14 protein-coding genes are annotated in these 19207 nt (G+C 42.3%); 13 read left to right on the forward strand and 1 reads right to left on the reverse strand.

The window, feature by feature from the left end; genetic code table 11:
* Positions 1–12 precede the first annotated feature (12 nt).
* The 13 genes from BMY80_RS03610 (at position 13) to tilS (ending at position 18208) form a co-directional block, all read left to right on the forward strand.
* Entirely contained in the window at positions 13–990 is a 978-nt protein-coding gene (locus BMY80_RS03610) for a phosphatidate cytidylyltransferase (protein ID WP_093140981.1), read from the forward strand.
* Between the two features lie 5 nt (positions 991–995).
* Positions 996–2186 (forward strand): 1-deoxy-D-xylulose-5-phosphate reductoisomerase, encoded by a 1191-nt coding sequence (ispC, locus tag BMY80_RS03615; RefSeq protein ID WP_093140984.1) that lies wholly within the window; start codon positions 996–998, stop codon positions 2184–2186.
* A gap of 8 nt (positions 2187–2194) precedes the next feature.
* Positions 2195–3577 (forward strand): RIP metalloprotease RseP, encoded by a 1383-nt coding sequence (gene rseP, locus BMY80_RS03620; protein ID WP_093140986.1) that lies wholly within the window; start codon positions 2195–2197, stop codon positions 3575–3577.
* 27 nt (positions 3578–3604) lie between these two features.
* On the forward strand, positions 3605–6058 hold the full coding sequence (bamA, locus tag BMY80_RS03625; RefSeq protein ID WP_093140989.1) for an outer membrane protein assembly factor BamA: 2454 nt from the start codon (positions 3605–3607) through the stop codon (positions 6056–6058).
* A gap of 244 nt (positions 6059–6302) precedes the next feature.
* Positions 6303–6818 (forward strand): OmpH/Skp family outer membrane protein, encoded by a 516-nt coding sequence (locus BMY80_RS03630; RefSeq protein ID WP_031578764.1) that lies wholly within the window; start codon positions 6303–6305, stop codon positions 6816–6818.
* 57 nt (positions 6819–6875) lie between these two features.
* Positions 6876–7907: a UDP-3-O-(3-hydroxymyristoyl)glucosamine N-acyltransferase gene (gene lpxD, locus BMY80_RS03635; protein ID WP_031578763.1), complete on the forward strand. Its 1032-nt coding sequence runs from the start codon at positions 6876–6878 to the stop codon at positions 7905–7907.
* 4 nt (positions 7908–7911) lie between these two features.
* Entirely contained in the window at positions 7912–8373 is a 462-nt protein-coding gene (gene fabZ, locus BMY80_RS03640) for a 3-hydroxyacyl-ACP dehydratase FabZ (protein WP_031578762.1), read from the forward strand.
* A 23-nt stretch (positions 8374–8396) separates the two neighbouring features.
* On the forward strand, positions 8397–9185 hold the full coding sequence (lpxA, locus tag BMY80_RS03645; RefSeq protein ID WP_031578761.1) for an acyl-ACP--UDP-N-acetylglucosamine O-acyltransferase: 789 nt from the start codon (positions 8397–8399) through the stop codon (positions 9183–9185).
* 1 nt (position 9186) lies between these two features.
* Positions 9187–10398, forward strand: a complete 1212-nt coding sequence (gene lpxB, locus BMY80_RS03650) for a lipid-A-disaccharide synthase (RefSeq protein WP_031578760.1) — start codon at positions 9187–9189, stop codon at positions 10396–10398.
* Between the two features lie 290 nt (positions 10399–10688).
* The gene (gene rnhB, locus BMY80_RS03655; protein ID WP_093140991.1) at positions 10689–11312 is read left to right on the forward strand and encodes a ribonuclease HII; all 624 of its coding nucleotides are present in this window, start codon (positions 10689–10691) and stop codon (positions 11310–11312) included.
* 182 nt (positions 11313–11494) lie between these two features.
* On the forward strand, positions 11495–15025 hold the full coding sequence (gene dnaE, locus BMY80_RS03660) for a DNA polymerase III subunit alpha (RefSeq protein WP_031578758.1): 3531 nt from the start codon (positions 11495–11497) through the stop codon (positions 15023–15025).
* A 667-nt stretch (positions 15026–15692) separates the two neighbouring features.
* On the forward strand, positions 15693–16649 hold the full coding sequence (gene accA, locus BMY80_RS03665) for an acetyl-CoA carboxylase carboxyl transferase subunit alpha (protein ID WP_031578757.1): 957 nt from the start codon (positions 15693–15695) through the stop codon (positions 16647–16649).
* 128 nt (positions 16650–16777) lie between these two features.
* Positions 16778–18208 (forward strand): tRNA lysidine(34) synthetase TilS, encoded by a 1431-nt coding sequence (gene tilS / locus BMY80_RS03670; RefSeq protein ID WP_177178484.1) that lies wholly within the window; start codon positions 16778–16780, stop codon positions 18206–18208.
* Between the two features lie 574 nt (positions 18209–18782).
* Here tilS and rpsT read toward each other — a convergent pair.
* A complete protein-coding gene (gene rpsT, locus BMY80_RS03675) occupies positions 18783–19046 on the reverse strand; it encodes a 30S ribosomal protein S20 (protein ID WP_031578754.1) in 264 nt (87 codons plus the stop codon).
* Between the last annotated feature and the right edge of the window lie 161 nt (positions 19047–19207).

A 19207-nucleotide genomic window follows, 5' to 3' on the forward strand; every position in this document is an offset into this window, starting at 1 on the left:
TAGGTTTAAATAATGAAACAGCGAATTATCACAGGCTTAATTTTAATTGTTCTTGCCTCATTGTGGCTGACAACTCCGTACCCTCAGTTTTTTCTGGCAGGACTGCTTTTAATTGTTTTTATCGGGGCTTTTGAATATTCTCAGTTTATTTTCAGAGGTGAAATAAACGATGAACATTTGCTGAAATCACCCTCTGAGTACATAAAAAAGAACGGCTGGAAGCCAGTGCTGCAAAGACTGCTGTATTCATCAGTGGTAATTTTCAGTGGTACTCTGCTAGTTACGGCAGCTACGGAAAAAAGTAATCTGGACTACATATTGCTGGATGATACCAGACTGCATCAGCTTTTCGCTGAAGGAAGCAACATCCTGGTCATGTGGGTATTTATACTAAGTGCTGCGTGGTGGATTCTTTCTGCTTTTCTGGTGCTTCGTTATCCTAAAAACAGTGGAATTGTCAGTTCAAAATTTTTTAAGATTCTTGCCGGATTTATATATTTCATTCCGTTCTTCATGGCCGCCGGAATTCTTCGTTTTCAGAGTTTTGTGACCGATTCTTCAATAGGGGCGGTGTCAATTCTTTCAGTGATGGTTCTAGTATGGGCAGCAGATTCCGGAGCATATTTTGTCGGAAAGGCATGTGGCAAACACAAGATGAGTCCGCACGTCAGTCCGAACAAGACTTTTGAGGGACTTGCCGGCGGGGTGGTTCTTGCTCTGATTATTTTTGCCGTTCTTGCATATTTCGGCTGTTACGGAAAGGCTTTCCAGATGAATATGTTTGCACTGACAGTTGCGTCAGTGGTTACTGTTGTATTTTCAGTTATAGGTGATTTATGGGAAAGTCTTTTAAAAAGAGAAAGCGGTATTAAAGATTCCGGTTTCATTTTCCCGGGACACGGAGGCATGCTGGATCGAATTGATTCGCTTCTTGCAGCTCTTCCGGTATTTTTAATCACATTTGCTGCGTTGGATCGAATTTTAGGATAATTGTTATGAAGAAGATTACTATTTTAGGAGCTACCGGCTCTATTGGCAGAAGTACAATTGACGTAATCAGAAGAAATCCTGATTTATACAGTCTCTACGCAGCAACAGGAAATAAGAATTACTCCGTGATGGCTTCAATCATCAGGGAATTTTCTCCGAGCGTTGTAGTTATGACGGACAGAACCGCCTACGAAAAGCTTAAGGAACTGGTGCAGACCGAACATCGCAGGACAGAGATCCTGTTTGGTGCAGAAAATCTCAATACCGTGGCTGCAAGTGAAGAATATGACGGTTTAATGTCAGCCATTGTTGGTGCTGCCGGTCTGAAGCCTACACTTTCAGCAATTACTCAGGGAAAAACAGTTTATCTGGCAAACAAGGAATCACTCGTGATGAGTGGTCATATTTTTATTGATGCTGCAAGACGTTTCAAATCTAGAATTATCCCTGTTGACAGCGAACACAGTGCCATTTTCCAGTGCCTGCCTGAAAAGGAACAGCAGCGTATCGGCCGATGTGAACTTAAGGAAGCAGGAATCAGAAATATTATTCTGACAGGTTCAGGCGGCCCGTTCAGAGATCGTGATGTTTCAACACTTGATGCCGTTACTCCCGCCGAGGCAGTGAGTCACCCTAACTGGAGTATGGGAAAGAAGATAAGTGTAGACAGTGCAACAATGATGAATAAAGGTCTTGAATTCATTGAGGCTAAATGGCTGTTTAATGCTTCACCGGATGATATCAGGGTTGTTGTGCATCCTGAATCTGTAATTCATTCAATGGTTCAGTATGTAGATGGTTCTGTTCTTGCTCAGATGGGCAAACCGGACATGCGTACTCCTATTGCCAGAGCCCTGGCTTATCCGCAGCGTATTAACGGCGGTGTCGGAGAACTGGATTTCTTTACGGTAGGTTCGCTTACTTTCAGAGAGCCTGATTTTGTGAAATATCCTTGTCTTAAGCTTGCTATAGATGCCTGTGCCACTTCTCAGGCAATGACTACTGCCGTAAATGCGGCCAATGAAGTTGCGGTTTACGCATTCCTTGATAACAAGATAAAGTTTACTGACATTTATAAGGTTTGCGCCAAGGTGGCTTCACAGTTTGCCTGCGTAAATGCACCTGATCTGGAGTCTATTCTTGAGGTTGATACTCAGGCCAGAGCCAGAGCATTCAGTGAACTGTCTGTTCTTTAGGAGTAACCGTGGCTGTTTTATCCAGTATCTTTTATTTTGTTATCGCTCTTGCGGTACTTATAGCAATTCATGAGGCCGGTCATTTTATTGTGGCCAGAATGTGCGGTGTTTATGTGGAACGTTTTGCTCTGGGGTTCGGTCCGCGCATCTGTTCTTTCAGAGACAGATTAGGAACAGAATATGCGTTGTGCGCCATACCGTTAGGCGGTTACGTTAAAATGTACGGTGAGGATTCAAGTGATTCCGGAAAAAAGGAAATGCAGAAGCTTGAAACCCAGCCTCAGTACAAGGGAAGGGCTTTCTGTGAAAAGAAGGTGTGGCAGAAATTTCTGATCGTTTTTGCGGGACCTTTCTGTAACATAGTTCTTGCCTGGTTTCTCTATACATTCAATTTTATGTATGGAGTTCCGGATCTCAAACCGGCAGTGGAAATTACGGATGTGAACGGGGTAGCTGCCAAAGCGGGATTTAAAGATGACGATCTTATTGTCTCAGTCGGAGGGGTTCATGTAGCCGATTGGGAAGAAGCTTTATATGAGCTGATAAGTCATGTTAAAGAAGATGTTGTTGTCGGTGTTCGTGGTGAACTTGGAAAAGGCGAGCTCAGGGAAATTACATTAAATCTTTCAGATTGGGAGATCGATCCTCGTAAAACCGATCTCCTGAGTCAGATAGGTCTTAATTCACTGAAAGGGAGAGTATTGAGTGTCGTTGCGCTGGTTCAGAAGGATTCAGCTGCTGAGAAGGCGGGCTTATTGGCAGACGATACGATTATTGCATACAACGGTAAGGAATACTCCAGATGGAGTGATTTCTCTCAGACAATCCGTGATAATCCCGGAAAGCCTGTTTTGCTGACTATAGAGAGAAAGGGGGTGGAACAGAAGCTTACACTGATTCCTGAATCAAAAAATATCGACGGTAAGGTGACGGGTTTTGCAGGTATTTCTCCAAAAATGGCCGAAGCTATAGACGAGATTTATTTTGAAAGAAAGTACTCATTTGATGAATCAGTTGCAAAAGGCGTTGTCAAAACCTATCGAATGGGTATTGTAACTTTACAGATTATAAAGAAGTTTATTACAGGTGATATTTCAGTCAAGAATGTCTCAGGTCCTATAGGAATAGCTAAGGGGGCTGGTTTGACTGCAAGTCTCGGGCTTGTGTACTACCTTAATTTTATGGCTCTGGTCAGTGTGAATTTGGGTTTGCTGAATTTAATGCCGGTACCGGTGCTGGATGGCGGCCATCTGTTCTTTTATGTAGTTGAGATCATCAGGGGGAAACCATTGAGTCAGGCCGTAATGGGGAAACTTCTGTTTGTGGGTATGGTTCTTCTGTTTGCATTGATGTTAATGGCCGTGTTTAATGATTTATACTACGGTTTGTAGCTGATTGAATAAAAAGTTTATAGAAAAATGTTTAATTCGTTTTTAAAACGTGGTTTGTTGGCTGTGTGTATTGCCAATGCCCTGTGTTTCTGCAATTCTGCTTCTGCCGGTGCTGACGGTTCCGAGCCGGTGATGCAGATTACCGATATCAAGGTTAAAGGTTTATATCGCGTTACTAAAGGTGCCGTGCTTCTGGCTATGCCTATACAGGTAGGGGATGTTGTAACCAAGGACGATATATCCGTATCACTTAAAAAGATTTACGCGACTCATAACTTTGATTCCGTGGATGCGTATATTAACGAAAACGGCGTGCTGACAATTGATGTTAAGGAACGTCCAACAATCGTGAATCTGACTTTTGCTGGTAATGATGCAATTAAGACAGACCAGATTACCGAAATAATTAATTCACAGGGTGTTAAGGTCGGTGAAACTCTCAACGTAATAAAGCTTAAGGAGCTGGAAGCATCTCTTGAAGATTATTACCACAGCATGGGGCGTTATCAGGCGAAGGTGAATACCATTCTTGTTTATCTTCCGCGTAACCGTGTTGACGTTAAGTTTAATTTTGTTGAAGGTGTTAATGCCAAGATAGAACAGATAAACATTGTCGGAAACAAGGTTTTCCCTGAAGAAAAGCTGATCGGACAGTTTGAACTGAGAGATTCCGTGCCATGGTGGAATTTTATCGCCAGCAGAAACTTTTACAGCCAGAGATTTAACGGAGATCTGGAAACTCTTCGTTCGTATTACATGAACCGCGGTTATGTTCGTTTTAATGTCGAATCAACCCGTGTTGAAGTGACACCTGATCGTAAAGGTGTATACGTAAGTATTGCTGTAAAGGAAGGCGAACAGTACAAGTTAAACGATTTCCATATAATCGGTGAGACCTATGGTCATGCCGAAGAAATGCAGCGCATTGTTCCTTTGGAAAAAGGTGATATCTACAATGCTGCTCAGGTTTCTCATGCTGAAGAAATACTTGCTAACTACATGGGTAAGTTCGGTTATGCCTATACCAAGGTAAAAGCCATAACTGATATTGATGACGATAACCGTATTGTTAATATCAACTTCCACGTGGAACCGGGCAGACGTATATATGTTACCAATGTAAGGATTGTTGGAAACAGCATTACCACGGATGAGGTTATCCGTCGTGAGATAAGACAGATGGATGGAACATGGCTGTCAAATGAAGCCATAAACGTTTCCAAGACGCGTCTTAATCAGCTTGGTTTCTTTGAATCTGTTGAAGTTGAGCCAAAGAAGACCGGAATGGACCCTGACAGTGTTGAGCTGGTTACAACCATAAAGGAAAGACCGACCGGATCCATAAAGGCTGGTGTTGGTTTCGGTACAGAAACAGGTTTGACCCTGAATGGTGAAATTTCTCAGGATAACTTCCTTGGTTATGGCGGTAAGGCATCCCTGGGAATTAATACCAACAAATATGACCGAAAGATTGAACTGACTTACAATGAGCCGTATTTTACTATCGACGGTGTGTCTCTCGGTGAAAACATCTTCTATGAAAAATTCAAGGCCGGCGACGCAAACCTGGTTGACTATACAAACATCCGTTGGGGCGGCGGATTCAATATCGGTTATCCTCTGGATGAAAATAATTTTATCAAGTACGGCTTCAGTTATATAAACAACAAGCTGTCTCAGACCAATTCATTTGTGCAGATTCAGAAATTCTGGGATATGTATTCAGATGACGACAGCAGTTCAAACAGTATAGTGTTTCAGAACTATGTCGGCAGCGTAACTTATGTCAGAAACTATCTTGACCGCGGGGTGTTCCCGACAGAAGGCAATAAGCAGTGGTCAAACGTATCCGTGGCCGTGCCGGGATCTGACACGCAGTACTATAAGCTGACCGCTGATACCACTCATTTCTGGCCTATAGACAAGGATCATGATTATGTGATTAATTTCAGGGCCATGGCGGGGTATGGTAACGGTTACGGTACCAAGCGCGGTTTTGAACAGGTGCTGCCGTTCTTCGAGAATTTCTATCTCGGCGGTGATGAATGGATGAGGGGCTTTAAGTATAACTCCATCGGCCCCAGAGCTCTTTATGACTATTCACTGCTTGGTAATAACGGTGTAATCGCCACCCGTGATGTTGTTGGCGGTAATGCAGTCGTTGCGGGAAGTCTCCAGCTCGTTGTTCCTACTCCTTTCACTTCTGAAGGATATGATACAAAGCTGAGAACAACACTGTTTGTGGATGCCGGTACTCTCTGGGATACTACTTTTGATGATTCCTACTTGAAGCAGTGTCTGGGTAACTGCGATTATCTTTACGATTATTCAGATCCTAACAATATAAGAGTTTCCTATGGCGTAAGCCTTGTATGGATGTCTCCGATGGGACCTATCGGTTTTACTATTGCTGAACCAATCAAGAAGAAGACCGGTGATCGTACGGAATTCTTCAGCTTTACTCTTGGCAGAACATTCTGATGAGAAACGAAGAACCTGCATGGAAAATCATGCAGGTTTTTCCGAAAAACATCAGTTTTTTACATGTGAAAGGAATTATTTTGCATTTATATTATCTAACATTGTGTTAATGCATGATGGAGTAATATTAGGCAACCAACATGCTAATATCTCAATTTTTAAAGTTTTACCTTTTATAATTTGTTTTTTTAGAATATCTTAATAGGTTGTTTATTTTGATTAAGATTATTATGTAGGAGTGATTATGTTAAAGTCATTATCTTCTTTAGCTATCGGTGTTTCTCTTGTTTTAGGTACAGCGGCTTTCTCTGAAGCCTATGCTGACACCAAGGTTGCAACTGTAAGTGTTCCTTATGTTTACAGCAAGATTCCTCAGTCTAAGGCAGCAGAAGATAAGGTGAACAAGGCTACAGCTTCAAAGGCTAAGGCTCTTGATAAGCTTCAGAGTGACGGCGCCGCTTTACAGAAGGCTTTAGGTAACAATGATCTTTCTCCTGAAGACAGAGCAAAGAAGCAGCGTGAACTTCAGTTAATTGAAACTGAACTTCAGGTTAAGTACAGCGAATTACGTGAAGAACAGCAGAAGTTAATGTTCAAGGAAAAGACTGAGATTGATAAGAAGATTCAGGCTGCAATCGACTCAGTGGCAAAGCAGAACAATGTTGACGTGGTGATTCGTGCTGAAAGCCTTCTTTACATCTCCAGTGATTCAATCGATCTTTCTGAAAAGGTTGTTGAAAGCGTAAGCAAGGCTAAGTAATCATTTGAATATATTACTGATATTGGTTTAAGCGGTATAATCGAGGTATTTATACATATGAAAATTTCTGAAATTGCCGAATCATTAGGTGGCAGAGTTGTTGGCGATGGAAATCATGAAGTCTTCAAAGTGGCTAACTTAGCCACTGCACAGAGCAATGAGATCAGTTTTCTGTCTGATGACAAAATGCGTAAATACCTCTCTGAAACCAAGGCCGGTGCAGTTATTGTAAAGGCTGATATGGTGGATGAGGTTTCCTCTCACAATTACATTGTTGTGGATGTTCCGTACGTTGCTTTTGCCAAGGTTGCTCAGATTTTTGATACTACCCCCAGAAGTGCAACCGGTATTCATCCAAGTGCCGTGATTGATCCTACAGCCGTGCTCGAGGAGAACGTGTCAGTAGGCGCCAATGCGGTAATTGAAGCAGGTGCGCATATCGGAGAAGGGGCTCAGATCGGCCCTAACTGTTTTGTAGGTAAAAATACCATCATCGGTAAGAATACCAAATTATGGGCAAACGTAAGTATTTATCATAACTGTGTTATCGGAGATCGCTGTCTGTTTCAGTCAGGCGCGGTAATCGGTTCTGACGGATTCGGGTATGCCAATGAACGTGGCCGCTGGGTGAAAATTCCTCAGGTGGGTCGTGTCGTGATTGGTAATGACGTTGAAATCGGAGCTTCCACTACAGTCGATCGTGGTGCAATAGATGACACAGTGATTGAAGATAATGTTATAATAGACAATCAAGTGCAGGTTGCACATAATGATAAGATTGGCTATGGAACCGCAATTGCAGGTGCCACTGTTATTGCAGGTAGCGTAAGTATTGGTAAGTACTGCATAATCGGCGGTACTTCAGTATTTAACGGCCATATTTCTGTTTGCGACGGCGTACAGATTCTGGGTCAGGTAGGATCCAATATCAAGAAGCCGGGTAAATACGAATCCTATCTGCCTGTTCAGGATGCTTCGACATGGGCCAGAACCCAGGTTCGTATGTATCAGATCGAGAAGATTTACAAGCGTCTGGTAGGTGTAGAAAAGAAGCTGGCAGAAATTACAGATAACCAAGGTAAGGAATAAAGAATTGAGCACTATACAGAAAGAATTAGATATTCAACAGATTTTGAATCTTTTGCCACATCGTTATCCATTTCTTTTGGTGGACAGAGTTCTTGAATATTGCACAGAAGGTGAACACAAGACCCTCAAGGCTATCAAGAACGTGTCTTTTAACGAACCTTTCTTTCAGGGACATTTCCCAGGAAAGCCAGTTCTGCCAGGTGTTTTAATTCTTGAAGCCATGGCTCAGGCAACTGGTATTCTCGCTTTTACTATGGTAGGCAAGCCTGAATCAGACGAACTCTATTATTTTGCTTCAATCGATAACGCTCGTTTCAAGAGACCTGTTGTTCCTGGAGATCAGCTGGTTCTTGAAGTTGAATATCTTAAGGAAAGACGCGGTATTGCAAAGTTTACCGGTGTAGCATCAGTTGACGGCGAAGTTGTCTGCTCTGCTGATTTAATGTGTGCTAAGCGTAAAGGCTAATTTTTCTGTTAAGGCAGGTAGCTATGATTGATAAAAGTGCGGTTATACATTCCACTGCCATTGTCAGTGATGATGCTGTGATCGGACCGGGAGTTACGGTTGGCCCGTGGACCATTATCGGTTCAGAGGTAGAGATTGGTGAAGGAACTTCCATTGCTTCTCATTGCGTTGTTAAAGGACCGGTCAAGATTGGTAAGCGCAATAAAATATTTCAGTTTGCTACTATAGGTGAAGACTGTCAGGATAAGAAGTACGCTGGTGAAAGGACTTTTCTGGAAATCGGTGATGACAATGTTATCAGAGAACATTGCACATTCCATCGCGGTACAGTCCAGGACAACTGTCTGACCAAGGTCGGCAGTCGAAATCTGTTTATGGTTAATGTTCACGTCGCTCACGACTGTGTGGTCGGGGATGACTGTATTTTTGCCAACAATGCTACTTTAGCAGGTCATGTGCATATTGGTAACTGGGTTATTTTCGGCGGTCTTGCCGCTATTCACCAGTTCGGTCGTGTAGGTGATCATGCGTTTATTGCCGGCATGGCTGCTTTAAATCAGGACGTTCCTCCTTTTGTTATGGCTGCCGGTCACTATGCAAAACCTTTCGGTATCAACAAAGAGGGGTTACGCCGTCGTGGTTTCAGCAATGAAGCCATTTCTACAATCAGACACGCATACATGATTGTGTACAAGGAAAGCAAGACGGTTGATGAAGCCATCACCAAGCTTGCGCCATTGTGTGAACAGGAACCTTCAGTTCAGCTTTTGGTAGATTTTCTGAAAGAAAGCACCCGTGGTATTTGTCGATAAAATGGAAAACAGCTCTTCGTTTGATAATCAGCATTTCTATGCTGTGGCAGCCTGTGAGTCTTCAGGTGATACTTTGGGTGAAGGGCTGATACGTTCCATTCGTAAAAAAGATCCTCTTGCCCGTTTTATCGGAGTATTCGGTCCAAAAATGAAAAAAGCAGCCGGAAGTAATTCCGTGCAGCTTTTTGATATGGAAGAACTTGCGGTAATGGGGATCGGTGAGGTGCTTCGTTCTTTACCAAGAATTCTTAAAATCAGGCGAAATCTGATCTCATCATTAAAGAGAATCAAACCGCTGGTTTATATCGGTATTGACGCTCCTGATTTCAATCTTCACGTTGAATTAAAACTAAAACAGAGCGGAATACCTACGGTTCATTACGTAAGTCCTTCCATATGGGCCTGGCGTCAGAATCGTATATACAAGATAAAGGCAGCTACTGACATGGTGCTGTCCATACTTCCGTTTGAAAAGGATTTTTACGACAGGTTTGATGCACCATGCACATATGTCGGTCACAGACTTGCAAAAGAAATCCCTATGAATGTTCCAATGAACGCCGCCAGACTTGCTCTTAACTTTTCTGATGAAGCAATGAAGAGTAATCAGGTGGTCGGAATTCTTCCGGGAAGCCGTGTGGCTGAAATAAAGTTTCTGACACCTGAGTTTGCCGAGGCGGCCTATGAACTGCAGAGAAAGTATCCTGTAATGCGTTTTGTCAGTGCCGCAACAACCAGAGAGAAGGCAGAGCTCATTTCAAAAATATGGCAGAAGCATGCCCCGAATATTCCCTTAACCATATGGGTTGGGCGCTCAAAGGAAGTCATGTGTGCTTCTAATGCCCTGATAATTGCGTCAGGAACGGCTACACTTGAAGCAATGCTTCTTAATAAGAGCATGGTTGTCTGTTATATAGTGAGCAACATTACCGCCATGATAGGCAAGCATCTGCTCAAGGTTAACATGTTTTCCCTGCCTAATCTGTTAAGCGGAAGAAGGATAGTTCCTGAACTGATTCAGGATGACTGTACTCCGGATAATATCAGTGAAGAAATCAACAAGATATTCACCAGTGACAACCGTCATATCTTTATGGAGTTTAACCGGCTTCACAAGCTTCTCTGCATGGATTCTGATTCCATAGCCGCTGATGCCGTATTAAAGGTTATCTCCGACAGGAAAGTGTCATTGTCTGATAATAAGCAGGCATAATCAGTTTTTATATCTTTATTTTCTATCGGAAAGCGCAGACCGGTTTTTCTCTGTCAATAATGAGATACAGGAATGTTTTCCGGCAGTTGTCGTAAAAATACCTGTAGGTACAGTACCGATAATATGTGATTAAAAAAGCATGTGAACAGTACGGAAATAATCAGGCTGATGTTTTATTTCTGCCGTAGAGGTTATCCACATGGCTGTGAAAATCTTTTTTTGCCCTCAATGTCTGAAATTTTTTATAATGGACAGATATTCTGTTAATTATATATGCTTGGTGAATCGTCATGTCAAAAGTGGAACTGACTCCTTTTGTTTATCCTCTGTCAGGTGAAAATATTATATATGCCGGTACTGATGAGGCCGGCAGGGGACCTCTGGTCGGCAATGTTGTGGCCGGTGCCGTAATACTTGATCCGGACAATCCGATAGAAGGGCTTGCTGATTCCAAGAAGCTGTCCGAGAAAAAGAGAGATGCCTTATTTGACGTGATTATGGAAAAGGCCCTGGCTGTTGGAGTGGGAATAGCTACACCGGCGGAAATAGATGAATTTAATATACTGTGGGCTTCAATGCTGGCAATGGAAAGAGCTGTAGAGGCTTTAAAGATAGTACCTGATATCGTTCTTGTTGACGGTAATAAGATACCAAAACATCTGATGATGCCTGCCAAGGCTGTGGTCAAGGGGGATATGCTGGTTAAGGAAATAAGTGCCGCATCCATAATTGCCAAGGTTACACGTGATCGTGAACTTGATGAACTTGATAAACTCTATCCGGAATATGGTTTTGCCTCACATAAAGGCTATCCGACGGCTCAGCATCTTAATGCCATAAATGAATTCGGGATAATAGACGGACTTTACAGAACAACGTACAAGCCGGTTAAAGAAATATTATCAAGATCATAAGATAAAAATAACAGGTATTGTTTTTATCTTAATTAGGGTAAAATCTTTGTTCACGCTTGTATTTTTTGATTAGCAGCAATGGAATTTGAGCGGACTGTTGATGAAACATGATCCGATAAAAGCCCGAAAACAGCAACGTTTCAATATCTGTGTTTCGGTCGCCAGGTTATTGAGGACTAAAAATGTCAGATAACAAATTTGTTCACTTATACGTGCATACAGACTATTCAATGTGTGACGGCTTAATGGATGTGAAGAAGGTCGTCAGCAATGCAAAGTCTCTGGGGATGGAAGCCGTATCGATAACTGATTTCATGAATCAGTGCAATGCCGTAAAACTCTATGAATGCGGCATGGGGCAGGGGGTAAAACCGATATTCGGTATTGAGCTTAACGTATATGACGATACCAAGAAAAACGCGGCTGAGCATACCTTTTTCAGAATCAAGCTTTATGCAATAAACCTTACTGGATACAGAAATATCGTAGATCTGCAGTCATACGGTTATCAGCAGGGGGCTCTGGATCATGTGTTCAGAGTAAATCTGAGCTGGTTAAAGGATTACAGTGACGGTGTAATCATGCTGACCGGAGGGCTGAACGGAGATCTGGCAAAATTCCTGCTTTCAGGAAGACAGGATCTGTTTGAGCAGAGACTTAAATATTATCGGGAATGTTATCCGAACAGACTTTATTTTGAAATTTCCCGTTGCGGCAGACCTCAGGAAGAAGAATATATTGCCCTGGCTCTTAAAAAATCCGTGGAAGAAAATATACCGGTCGTGGCAACGAATCCGGTGATGTTTGCCAAAAAAGAGGACTTTGAAATACATCGTGTAAGAGTGGCCATTCAGGACAAGGTTACCATTCATGATGAAAAGTGGGTTCATCCGTACACAGATCAGATGTACATGCGCTCCCCAGAGGAAATGATAGAACTTTTCAGTGATATTCCCGAAGCTATAGAGAATACATGGCAGATAGCCAGACGCTGTAATGTGGAATTATCTCTTGGTACCAATTACCTGCCTAAATTCCCTACAGGTGATCTCACTGACGCGGAATATCTTCGCAAAGAAGCTTATGAAGGCCTTGAAGAACGACTGGCTGTTATTTTCCCTGATGAGGAGGAAAGGAACAAGAACAGGCCGAGATATCTTGAACGTCTTGAAATCGAACTTGACGTAATTATAAAGATGGACTTCCCTGGTTACTTCCTCATAGTGATGGACTTTATTCAGTGGTCCAAAAAGAATAATATTCCTGTAGGCCCTGGACGTGGTTCCGGTGCCGGTTCACTGGTTGCCTATGCCATAAAGATTACGGATTTTGACCCTCTTCCTTACGATTTGCTCTTCGAAAGATTTCTTAATCCTGAACGTGTATCCATGCCTGACTTCGACGTTGACTTCTGTATGGATAACCGAGGTGAAGTAATCAAGTATGTGGCTTCAAAATACGGCAGAACTTCCGTATCCCAGATTATTACCTTCGGTACTCTGGCTGCCAAGGCTTCCGTCAAGAGTGTATGCAGAGTTCTGGGGAAGAGCTACAGTTTCGGGGACAATCTGTCTAAACTCATTCTGTCCAAGCCTGACGTAACTCTGAAGGCAACACTGGGGCTGGATCCGAAAAAAGAGGAATACCGTATTCAGGAATTTGTTGATAAGTATGAAAATGATGAGGAATATCATTACATTATTGACATAGCTCTGAAACTTGAAGGTATAACCACTTCCCACGGTAAGCATGCCGGCGGTGTGGTAATATCTCCTACCGTTATTACCGACTTTGCCCCTCTGATGTGTGATGAGGAAGGCGGTGACTTTAAAACCCAGTTCGATAAGCATGACGTTGAAGAAGCAGGTCTGGTTAAGTTCGACTTCCTCGGTCTGCGTACCCTGACGGTTATTCACTGGGCTGTTGATATGATTAATGCGCGACTTGCTAAAAACAATCAGCCTCCGGTAAACATTAACCGCATAGACCTCAAGGATGAGCTTTCTTTTGAACTTCTGCGTTCTGCTGAGACAACAGCGGTGTTCCAGCTTGAATCCAACGGTATGCGGGAACTGATAAAGAAAATGCAGCCTGACTGTTTTGAAGATATGATTGCTCTTGTTGCATTGTATCGTCCAGGTCCGCTGGGCAGCGGTATGGTGGATAACTTCGTTGACCGTAAGAGAGGTAATGAACCTATAGCTTATCCTCATCCTGATTTCCAGCATGAAGATCTGAAGCCGGTTCTGGGACCTACGTACGGTATTATCGTGTATCAGGAACAGGTTATGCAGATCGCTCAGGTGCTGGCCGGATATTCTCTGGGCGGTGCGGATATTCTTCGAAGAGCCATGGGTAAGAAGCAGCCTGAAGTTATGGCCAAGCACCGTATAACCTATTCTGAAGGTGTGCAGAAGAAGGGCATAATATCTGTAGACAAGGCAATGAAGATATTCGATCAGGTGGAAAAGTTCGCGATGTACGGATTTAATAAATCCCACTCTGCAGCTTATGCTCTGGTTACTCTTCAGACTCTCTGGCTTAAGGCGCATTACCCTGCTGAATTCATGGCTGCAATGATGTCTTCAGAAAAGACCAATGCGGAAAAAATTGAAGTTTTTGTCAATGAATGCCGTCGCCTGAAAATCAAGGTGGATCCTCCCGATATCAATGAAGGTCAGACTTCTTTCATAGTGAATGATGAAGGTCATATAGTATTCAGTCTGAGTGCGGTAAAGGGGGTTGGAGATTTTCCGGTTGAGGCTATTATGAAGGAGCGTTCAAACGGTCCGTTTGTAAGTCTGTTTGATCTGTGCAGGCGTGTTGATAACCGTAATCTTTCCAAACGAGTGCTGGAGGCTCTTATTAAAGCCGGGGCTTTGGATAAGATAGGTCCCAACAAGAGTCCAAAGGACAGAAGTACTCTGCTTAAGACCGTGGATCTTGCATTGAATCTGTGTAACTCTACTTCCAAGGAAAAACAGGGCGGGTACATTGACATGTTCGCTGACGTGGCAGATGAATTCAAGGATCCTGATTATCAGTTTACCAAGCCTTTTTCCGATAAGGAACTTCTGCAGGGTGAGGTGGAGTATCTCGGACTCTATCTGACTATCGATCCGCTGTCCCGTTACCTTGATGAGATTGATTATCTGCAGGTCAGCAAGATCGGAACGCTTGTTCCTTCATATGGCGGTTATGCATCCGACAGACCTACCGCAACTGTTGCAGGCATTCTGATAGAGGTTAAGCGCAGTGTTACTTCGAAAGGAGATCACCTGATGAGCGGAGTTATCATGGATAACACCGGCAGAATGGTATTTACCCTGTGGCGTGATCAGATTGCCCGTTTTGAGGACAAGCTGGAACTGAACACCCTGGTTATTGTTACCGGAAAGATCGGTTATGATGATCGAGAGAACATGAAGAAAATATTCATCGACAAGGTGGAGAATATCACCACTGCACGTCAGAGATCCGCAAAGTCTCTCAGGGTATATATGGATACTGAACAGCTTAAGGATCAGAAGATTGCCGGCAGGATTAGGGAGATAGCAGAGGGGCAGGGAGGAAATACCAGACTAGAGCTTGCAATAGACAATGATCGTTCATTTATGATTATTCCTACTCAGTACTATGTAATACCGAGTGATTCCATCATAGATTCATTGGAATATTATGTGAAAAACAGAGTGGAAATTATTTACGATTAGCCTGTCGGGGCGGATAACCTGTTACCCGCTTACAGTGTTTGTTTGAGTTTGATTGCATTGTGGTATTAATTTGTCGAAATTAAGGGATATTTGGTTTAAAATACTAAAACTTTAAAGATGTTGTTCTAGGAGTTCCCCGGTTTTGTGACTTCGGGGAAGGATTGACAACAAAACAAAAGGTAGGAAAAGGACTATCCGAGCCTGTTTACGGAAATTCCGTGAATAAAAGCCTGTTACATCATGCAAGACGCGGGGAAGCCTGCTCATCGGCAGCTGAAACAGGAAGCTTGTGACATATGTTGTTACGGGCGGTTCATCGAAAGGTTGCTGGAAGTTTGGTATACTTTTTTGAAACAAGAAGTGGATAAAAGATTTTCAGTCCCGAACTTCAGAATCATTAAATAACACAGTGTTTATTTTGCCTGCGGCACAGGTGTTGTGTGTTATGGTAATAGGAACCTGTCGTGCATGGCTGGAAAGCTTTTATGCGGACCGTACTAAAAATGACTGACAGGTCAGATTGTTTTGCTGTGTAATGTTGTATTCTTAATCTGTTATGTCAGACATAACGGATGCAGATGTTGTTCAGAATATGCGGGATGGCGGTACAGCCGGTTTTTTCTGAACAAAATCTTAAATTCTCGTCAGGAATGAGGTGTTACTTATTATGAATATGGATTATCTTGATTTTGAACAGCCTATTGCTGAGATCCTGGCTCATATTGAAGAGCTTAAGAAAGTCAGTACCAATATCGGCGATAGTCTTGATTTTAGTGATCAGATTGAATCTATGAAAAAGAAGCAGGAAGAATTGACCACCAAGATTTTTTCAAATCTCGGTGCATGGCAGATTTCCCAGCTTTCACGTCATCCCTTAAGACCATATACCCTTGATTATATTGAAAACATCTTTACTGATTTTGAAGAATTTCACGGTGATCGTGCCTATGCTGATGATAATGCCATTGTCGGTGGCATTGCTCGCCTTGACGGTGAATCAGTAATGGTTATCGGTCATCAGAAGGGTAGAGATGTTCAGCAGCGTACTTTAAGAAATTTCGGCATGCCAAGACCTGAAGGTTATCGCAAGGCTCTGCGTTTAATGCAGACTGCTGAAAGATTCAAGCTGCCTATCATCACCTTTATTGACACACCGGGTGCATATCCGGGAGTTGGTGCTGAAGAACGCGGTCAGGCTGAAGCCATTGCCAGAAATCTTAAGGTAATGAGTTCTCTTCGTGTACCTATTATCTGTACAGTAATCGGTGAAGGCGGCTCAGGCGGTGCACTGGCTATCGGTGTCGGTGATCGCGTGAATATGCTTCAGTATTCAACCTATTCCGTAATTTCACCTGAAGGCTGCGCTTCAATTCTCTGGAAGAGTGCCGACAAGGCTTCAACAGCCGCTGAAGCAATGAACATTACCGCTACCGCATTAAAGGAACTTAACCTGATTGACAATATTATTGAGGAACCTTTAGGCGGAGCTCACAGAGATTACAAGACCATGTCTGAAAATCTCAAGCTCAGACTTCTGATGGATCTCAATCAGTTAAAGATGCAGTCTGAAGATCAGCTTCTTGAAAATCGTTATAAGAAGCTTATGGCGTTCGGTTACTGCTAAAAGACATGGAAAGGCATTGCTGTAAGATGTCTTTGTAAAAGATATAAGAAACCTTAATGACAACATTAAGGTTTTTTTATTATTATCTGCATAAGAACTGTATAACTGATAAGGTAGAGGCGGCCTTTATGACGGAAGATAAGAAGGATGTAACCTGTTCAATAGCTGAAAAGATTGATTTTACTCCTTACAGAAATTTAAACTGGGTTATAGCTCTGAGCGGCGGGGCGGATTCCAGAATGCTTCTCGAACTTGCTTCGCTTAACAGACATCTGTCGTCAGGCATTATGGCTGTATATGTTCATCATCATTTACAGAAAGTTGCTGATGACTGGGCTGTTTTCTGTCAAAAGGAATGTGCCGGTCTGGGCGTGGAATTTCATGTTGAGCATGTTACCGTGGAAAAAACCGGTTCCATAGAGGCAAATGCCAGAGCAGCGAGATACAGGGCACTGGCAAAATACATTTCCGCGGATAACTGCGTACTGTTTACCGCTCATCATGCAGATGATCTGCTGGAAACCATGATTATGGCTCTTAACAGGGGGTGCGGCCTGCCCGGAATGAGCGCAATTCCGTCTTCTCAGCCGTTTGCTTCAGGTATGCTCGCGAGACCAATGCTTGCTGTCAGCCGCAGTGAAGTTGAGGAATTCTGTCACGGAAGGGGGCTTGATTACGTCACTGATCCTACAAACTCCAGTATCAAATATGACAGAAATTATCTCAGGCATGAGGTTGTTCCCGTTCTTAAGAAGAGATTTCCTCAGATTCTGACGGGGGCCAGAAGAGTTTCGGAAAATCTCTGCGATGATCTTATGCTTCTGGATGACCTGCTTAATGAAAAGGTGTCTGCTTATGTGGAAAAATCTCTGTATTCCGGGATTACACTAAACCTCGGTTCCCTTGCAGATATAACAGGTGATTTGTCTGAGAAATACCAGAGTGCGTTTATCCGTTTTTTTCTGCGTCATTATCATAATTTAAGCGTATCCAGAAAACAGCTTGCTGAAATAATGAAGTTCAGAACAAGTAATGATGCTAAAGCCAGACTGATGATTGATAATATGACTGTCGGACTTTATCGCGGGTATCTTGTGGTAAGTCCTGATACTTCTGAACTGAGTGAAGCCGGTGAGATTATAGTTGAGTCAGGAAAATCTGTCTGTCTGGGACATTTCCGTATAAGCCTGCAGCCGGAAACAGATGAAGTACAGACTGCAGCTTCGGGTAACATGGCCTTTCATTCCGTTGGCTCCGTCTTAAAAGAACAGTTTTACATGCATGTGGCAGAGAAAGAATTAAGACTCTGTTTTAATCCTAAATCTTCTTTAAGGCTGAAGCCGGAGAGCCGAAATCACAGTCAGATATTAAAGCAGTTGTGGAAAGAGTACGGCGTCCCTCTTGGTGTGAGATGCCTTCATCCAGTAGTTTTTGATTCAATGAACAATCCTCTGGCTGTGTTCGGAGTTTTTAAAACAGCAGATGAAAGTGCTCATGAAAATAATAAAGAATATCGTAAAGTCACGCTGACCGTTGAATTTATGGATAAGGAAATGTAAGGCAAAAAAAACGGTCATCAATACGCTTTATTTGATGACCGAAAACACGGAATGAAAAACAAAGAAAATGATAAACATTATATCTTCGTTTCGCAGGTATAATTTTAGACGATGGCTTAAGTAAAAAGTTCCACAATTTATCTAAAATTTTAGGTTAGTATAAACTAAATATGTTCAGTTGTTCTATGAAATCTCTGTTTGATGCAGTGAAAATTGTTATAGAAGTCTAAAATTCGATAAAAATTCATTGTAGATAAACCTGTGATTAACCTGTTTATATTTGGAGGATAATTTGGGTCCGTCTCCAGATATCACCTAAACAGTCTGTTTTACCTGTGAATTATCGGCAGCTATTCTTATTTTATAAGAACTTTTCCGGATAAAATGAAAAAACTCGCTTTAGAATTAAGGTTAAAGCGAGTTAAGAAAGATATTATTATGAAGGAGAGCCTCTCAGCTCTATTATGTTAGAGAGAGTAGTTTAAAAAAAGTTCAATAAATTTAAAAAAATAAAACCGACACATGGAATGTGCCGGTTTTACGTAATGTTTGTATCAGTAGGATACTTCAGATATTAAGCGATAGCCTTGATCTGAGCACTTAAACGAGACTTATGACGAGCAGCCTTGTTCTTGTGGATTAAACCATTGCTAGCAGCACGGTCAAGAAGAACCTGAGCATTGTTGAATGCTTCTTTTGCTTCATCCTTCTTACCAGCAGCAATTAAAGCTACAACCTTCTTTACTGCAGTACGCATAGCTGAACGCTGAGCAACATTCTGAACACGATTTCTTTCTGAAACAATTACACGCTTCTTAGCAGACTTGATATTTGCCAAAGTAAACTCCTAAAAATTCTTCAATATAAAGATAAACTTAACAATACTTTTAAGGTTTATCGTTCAATTTATCAGTGTTAATCTTTAAACACACAAACCATTCAATTCTGATTGGTTTTCAGATGCACGCAATTATAATTGTCTTTGTCTGAAAAAACAAC

It is taken from the genome of Ruminobacter amylophilus, assembly GCF_900115655.1.
GTDB classification, from domain to species: Bacteria; Pseudomonadota; Gammaproteobacteria; order Enterobacterales; family Succinivibrionaceae; genus Ruminobacter; species Ruminobacter amylophilus.

What these genes read in the sequence shown, in the direction of transcription:
- BMY80_RS03610 (WP_093140981.1), top strand. Translation starts at nt 13, where the DNA reads ATGAAACAGCGAATTATCACAGGCTTAATTTTAATTGTTCTTGCCTCA.
- ispC (WP_093140984.1), top strand. Translation starts at nt 996, where the DNA reads ATGAAGAAGATTACTATTTTAGGAGCTACCGGCTCTATTGGCAGAAGT.
- bamA (WP_093140989.1), top strand. Translation starts at nt 3,605, where the DNA reads ATGTTTAATTCGTTTTTAAAACGTGGTTTGTTGGCTGTGTGTATTGCC.
- BMY80_RS03630 (WP_031578764.1), top strand. Translation starts at nt 6,303, where the DNA reads ATGTTAAAGTCATTATCTTCTTTAGCTATCGGTGTTTCTCTTGTTTTA.
- lpxD (WP_031578763.1), top strand. Translation starts at nt 6,876, where the DNA reads ATGAAAATTTCTGAAATTGCCGAATCATTAGGTGGCAGAGTTGTTGGC.
- lpxA (WP_031578761.1), top strand. Translation starts at nt 8,397, where the DNA reads ATGATTGATAAAAGTGCGGTTATACATTCCACTGCCATTGTCAGTGAT.
- lpxB (WP_031578760.1), top strand. Translation starts at nt 9,187, where the DNA reads ATGGAAAACAGCTCTTCGTTTGATAATCAGCATTTCTATGCTGTGGCA.
- rnhB (WP_093140991.1), top strand. Translation starts at nt 10,689, where the DNA reads ATGTCAAAAGTGGAACTGACTCCTTTTGTTTATCCTCTGTCAGGTGAA.
- dnaE (WP_031578758.1), top strand. Translation starts at nt 11,495, where the DNA reads ATGTCAGATAACAAATTTGTTCACTTATACGTGCATACAGACTATTCA.
- accA (WP_031578757.1), top strand. Translation starts at nt 15,693, where the DNA reads ATGAATATGGATTATCTTGATTTTGAACAGCCTATTGCTGAGATCCTG.
- tilS (WP_177178484.1), top strand. Translation starts at nt 16,778, where the DNA reads ATGACGGAAGATAAGAAGGATGTAACCTGTTCAATAGCTGAAAAGATT.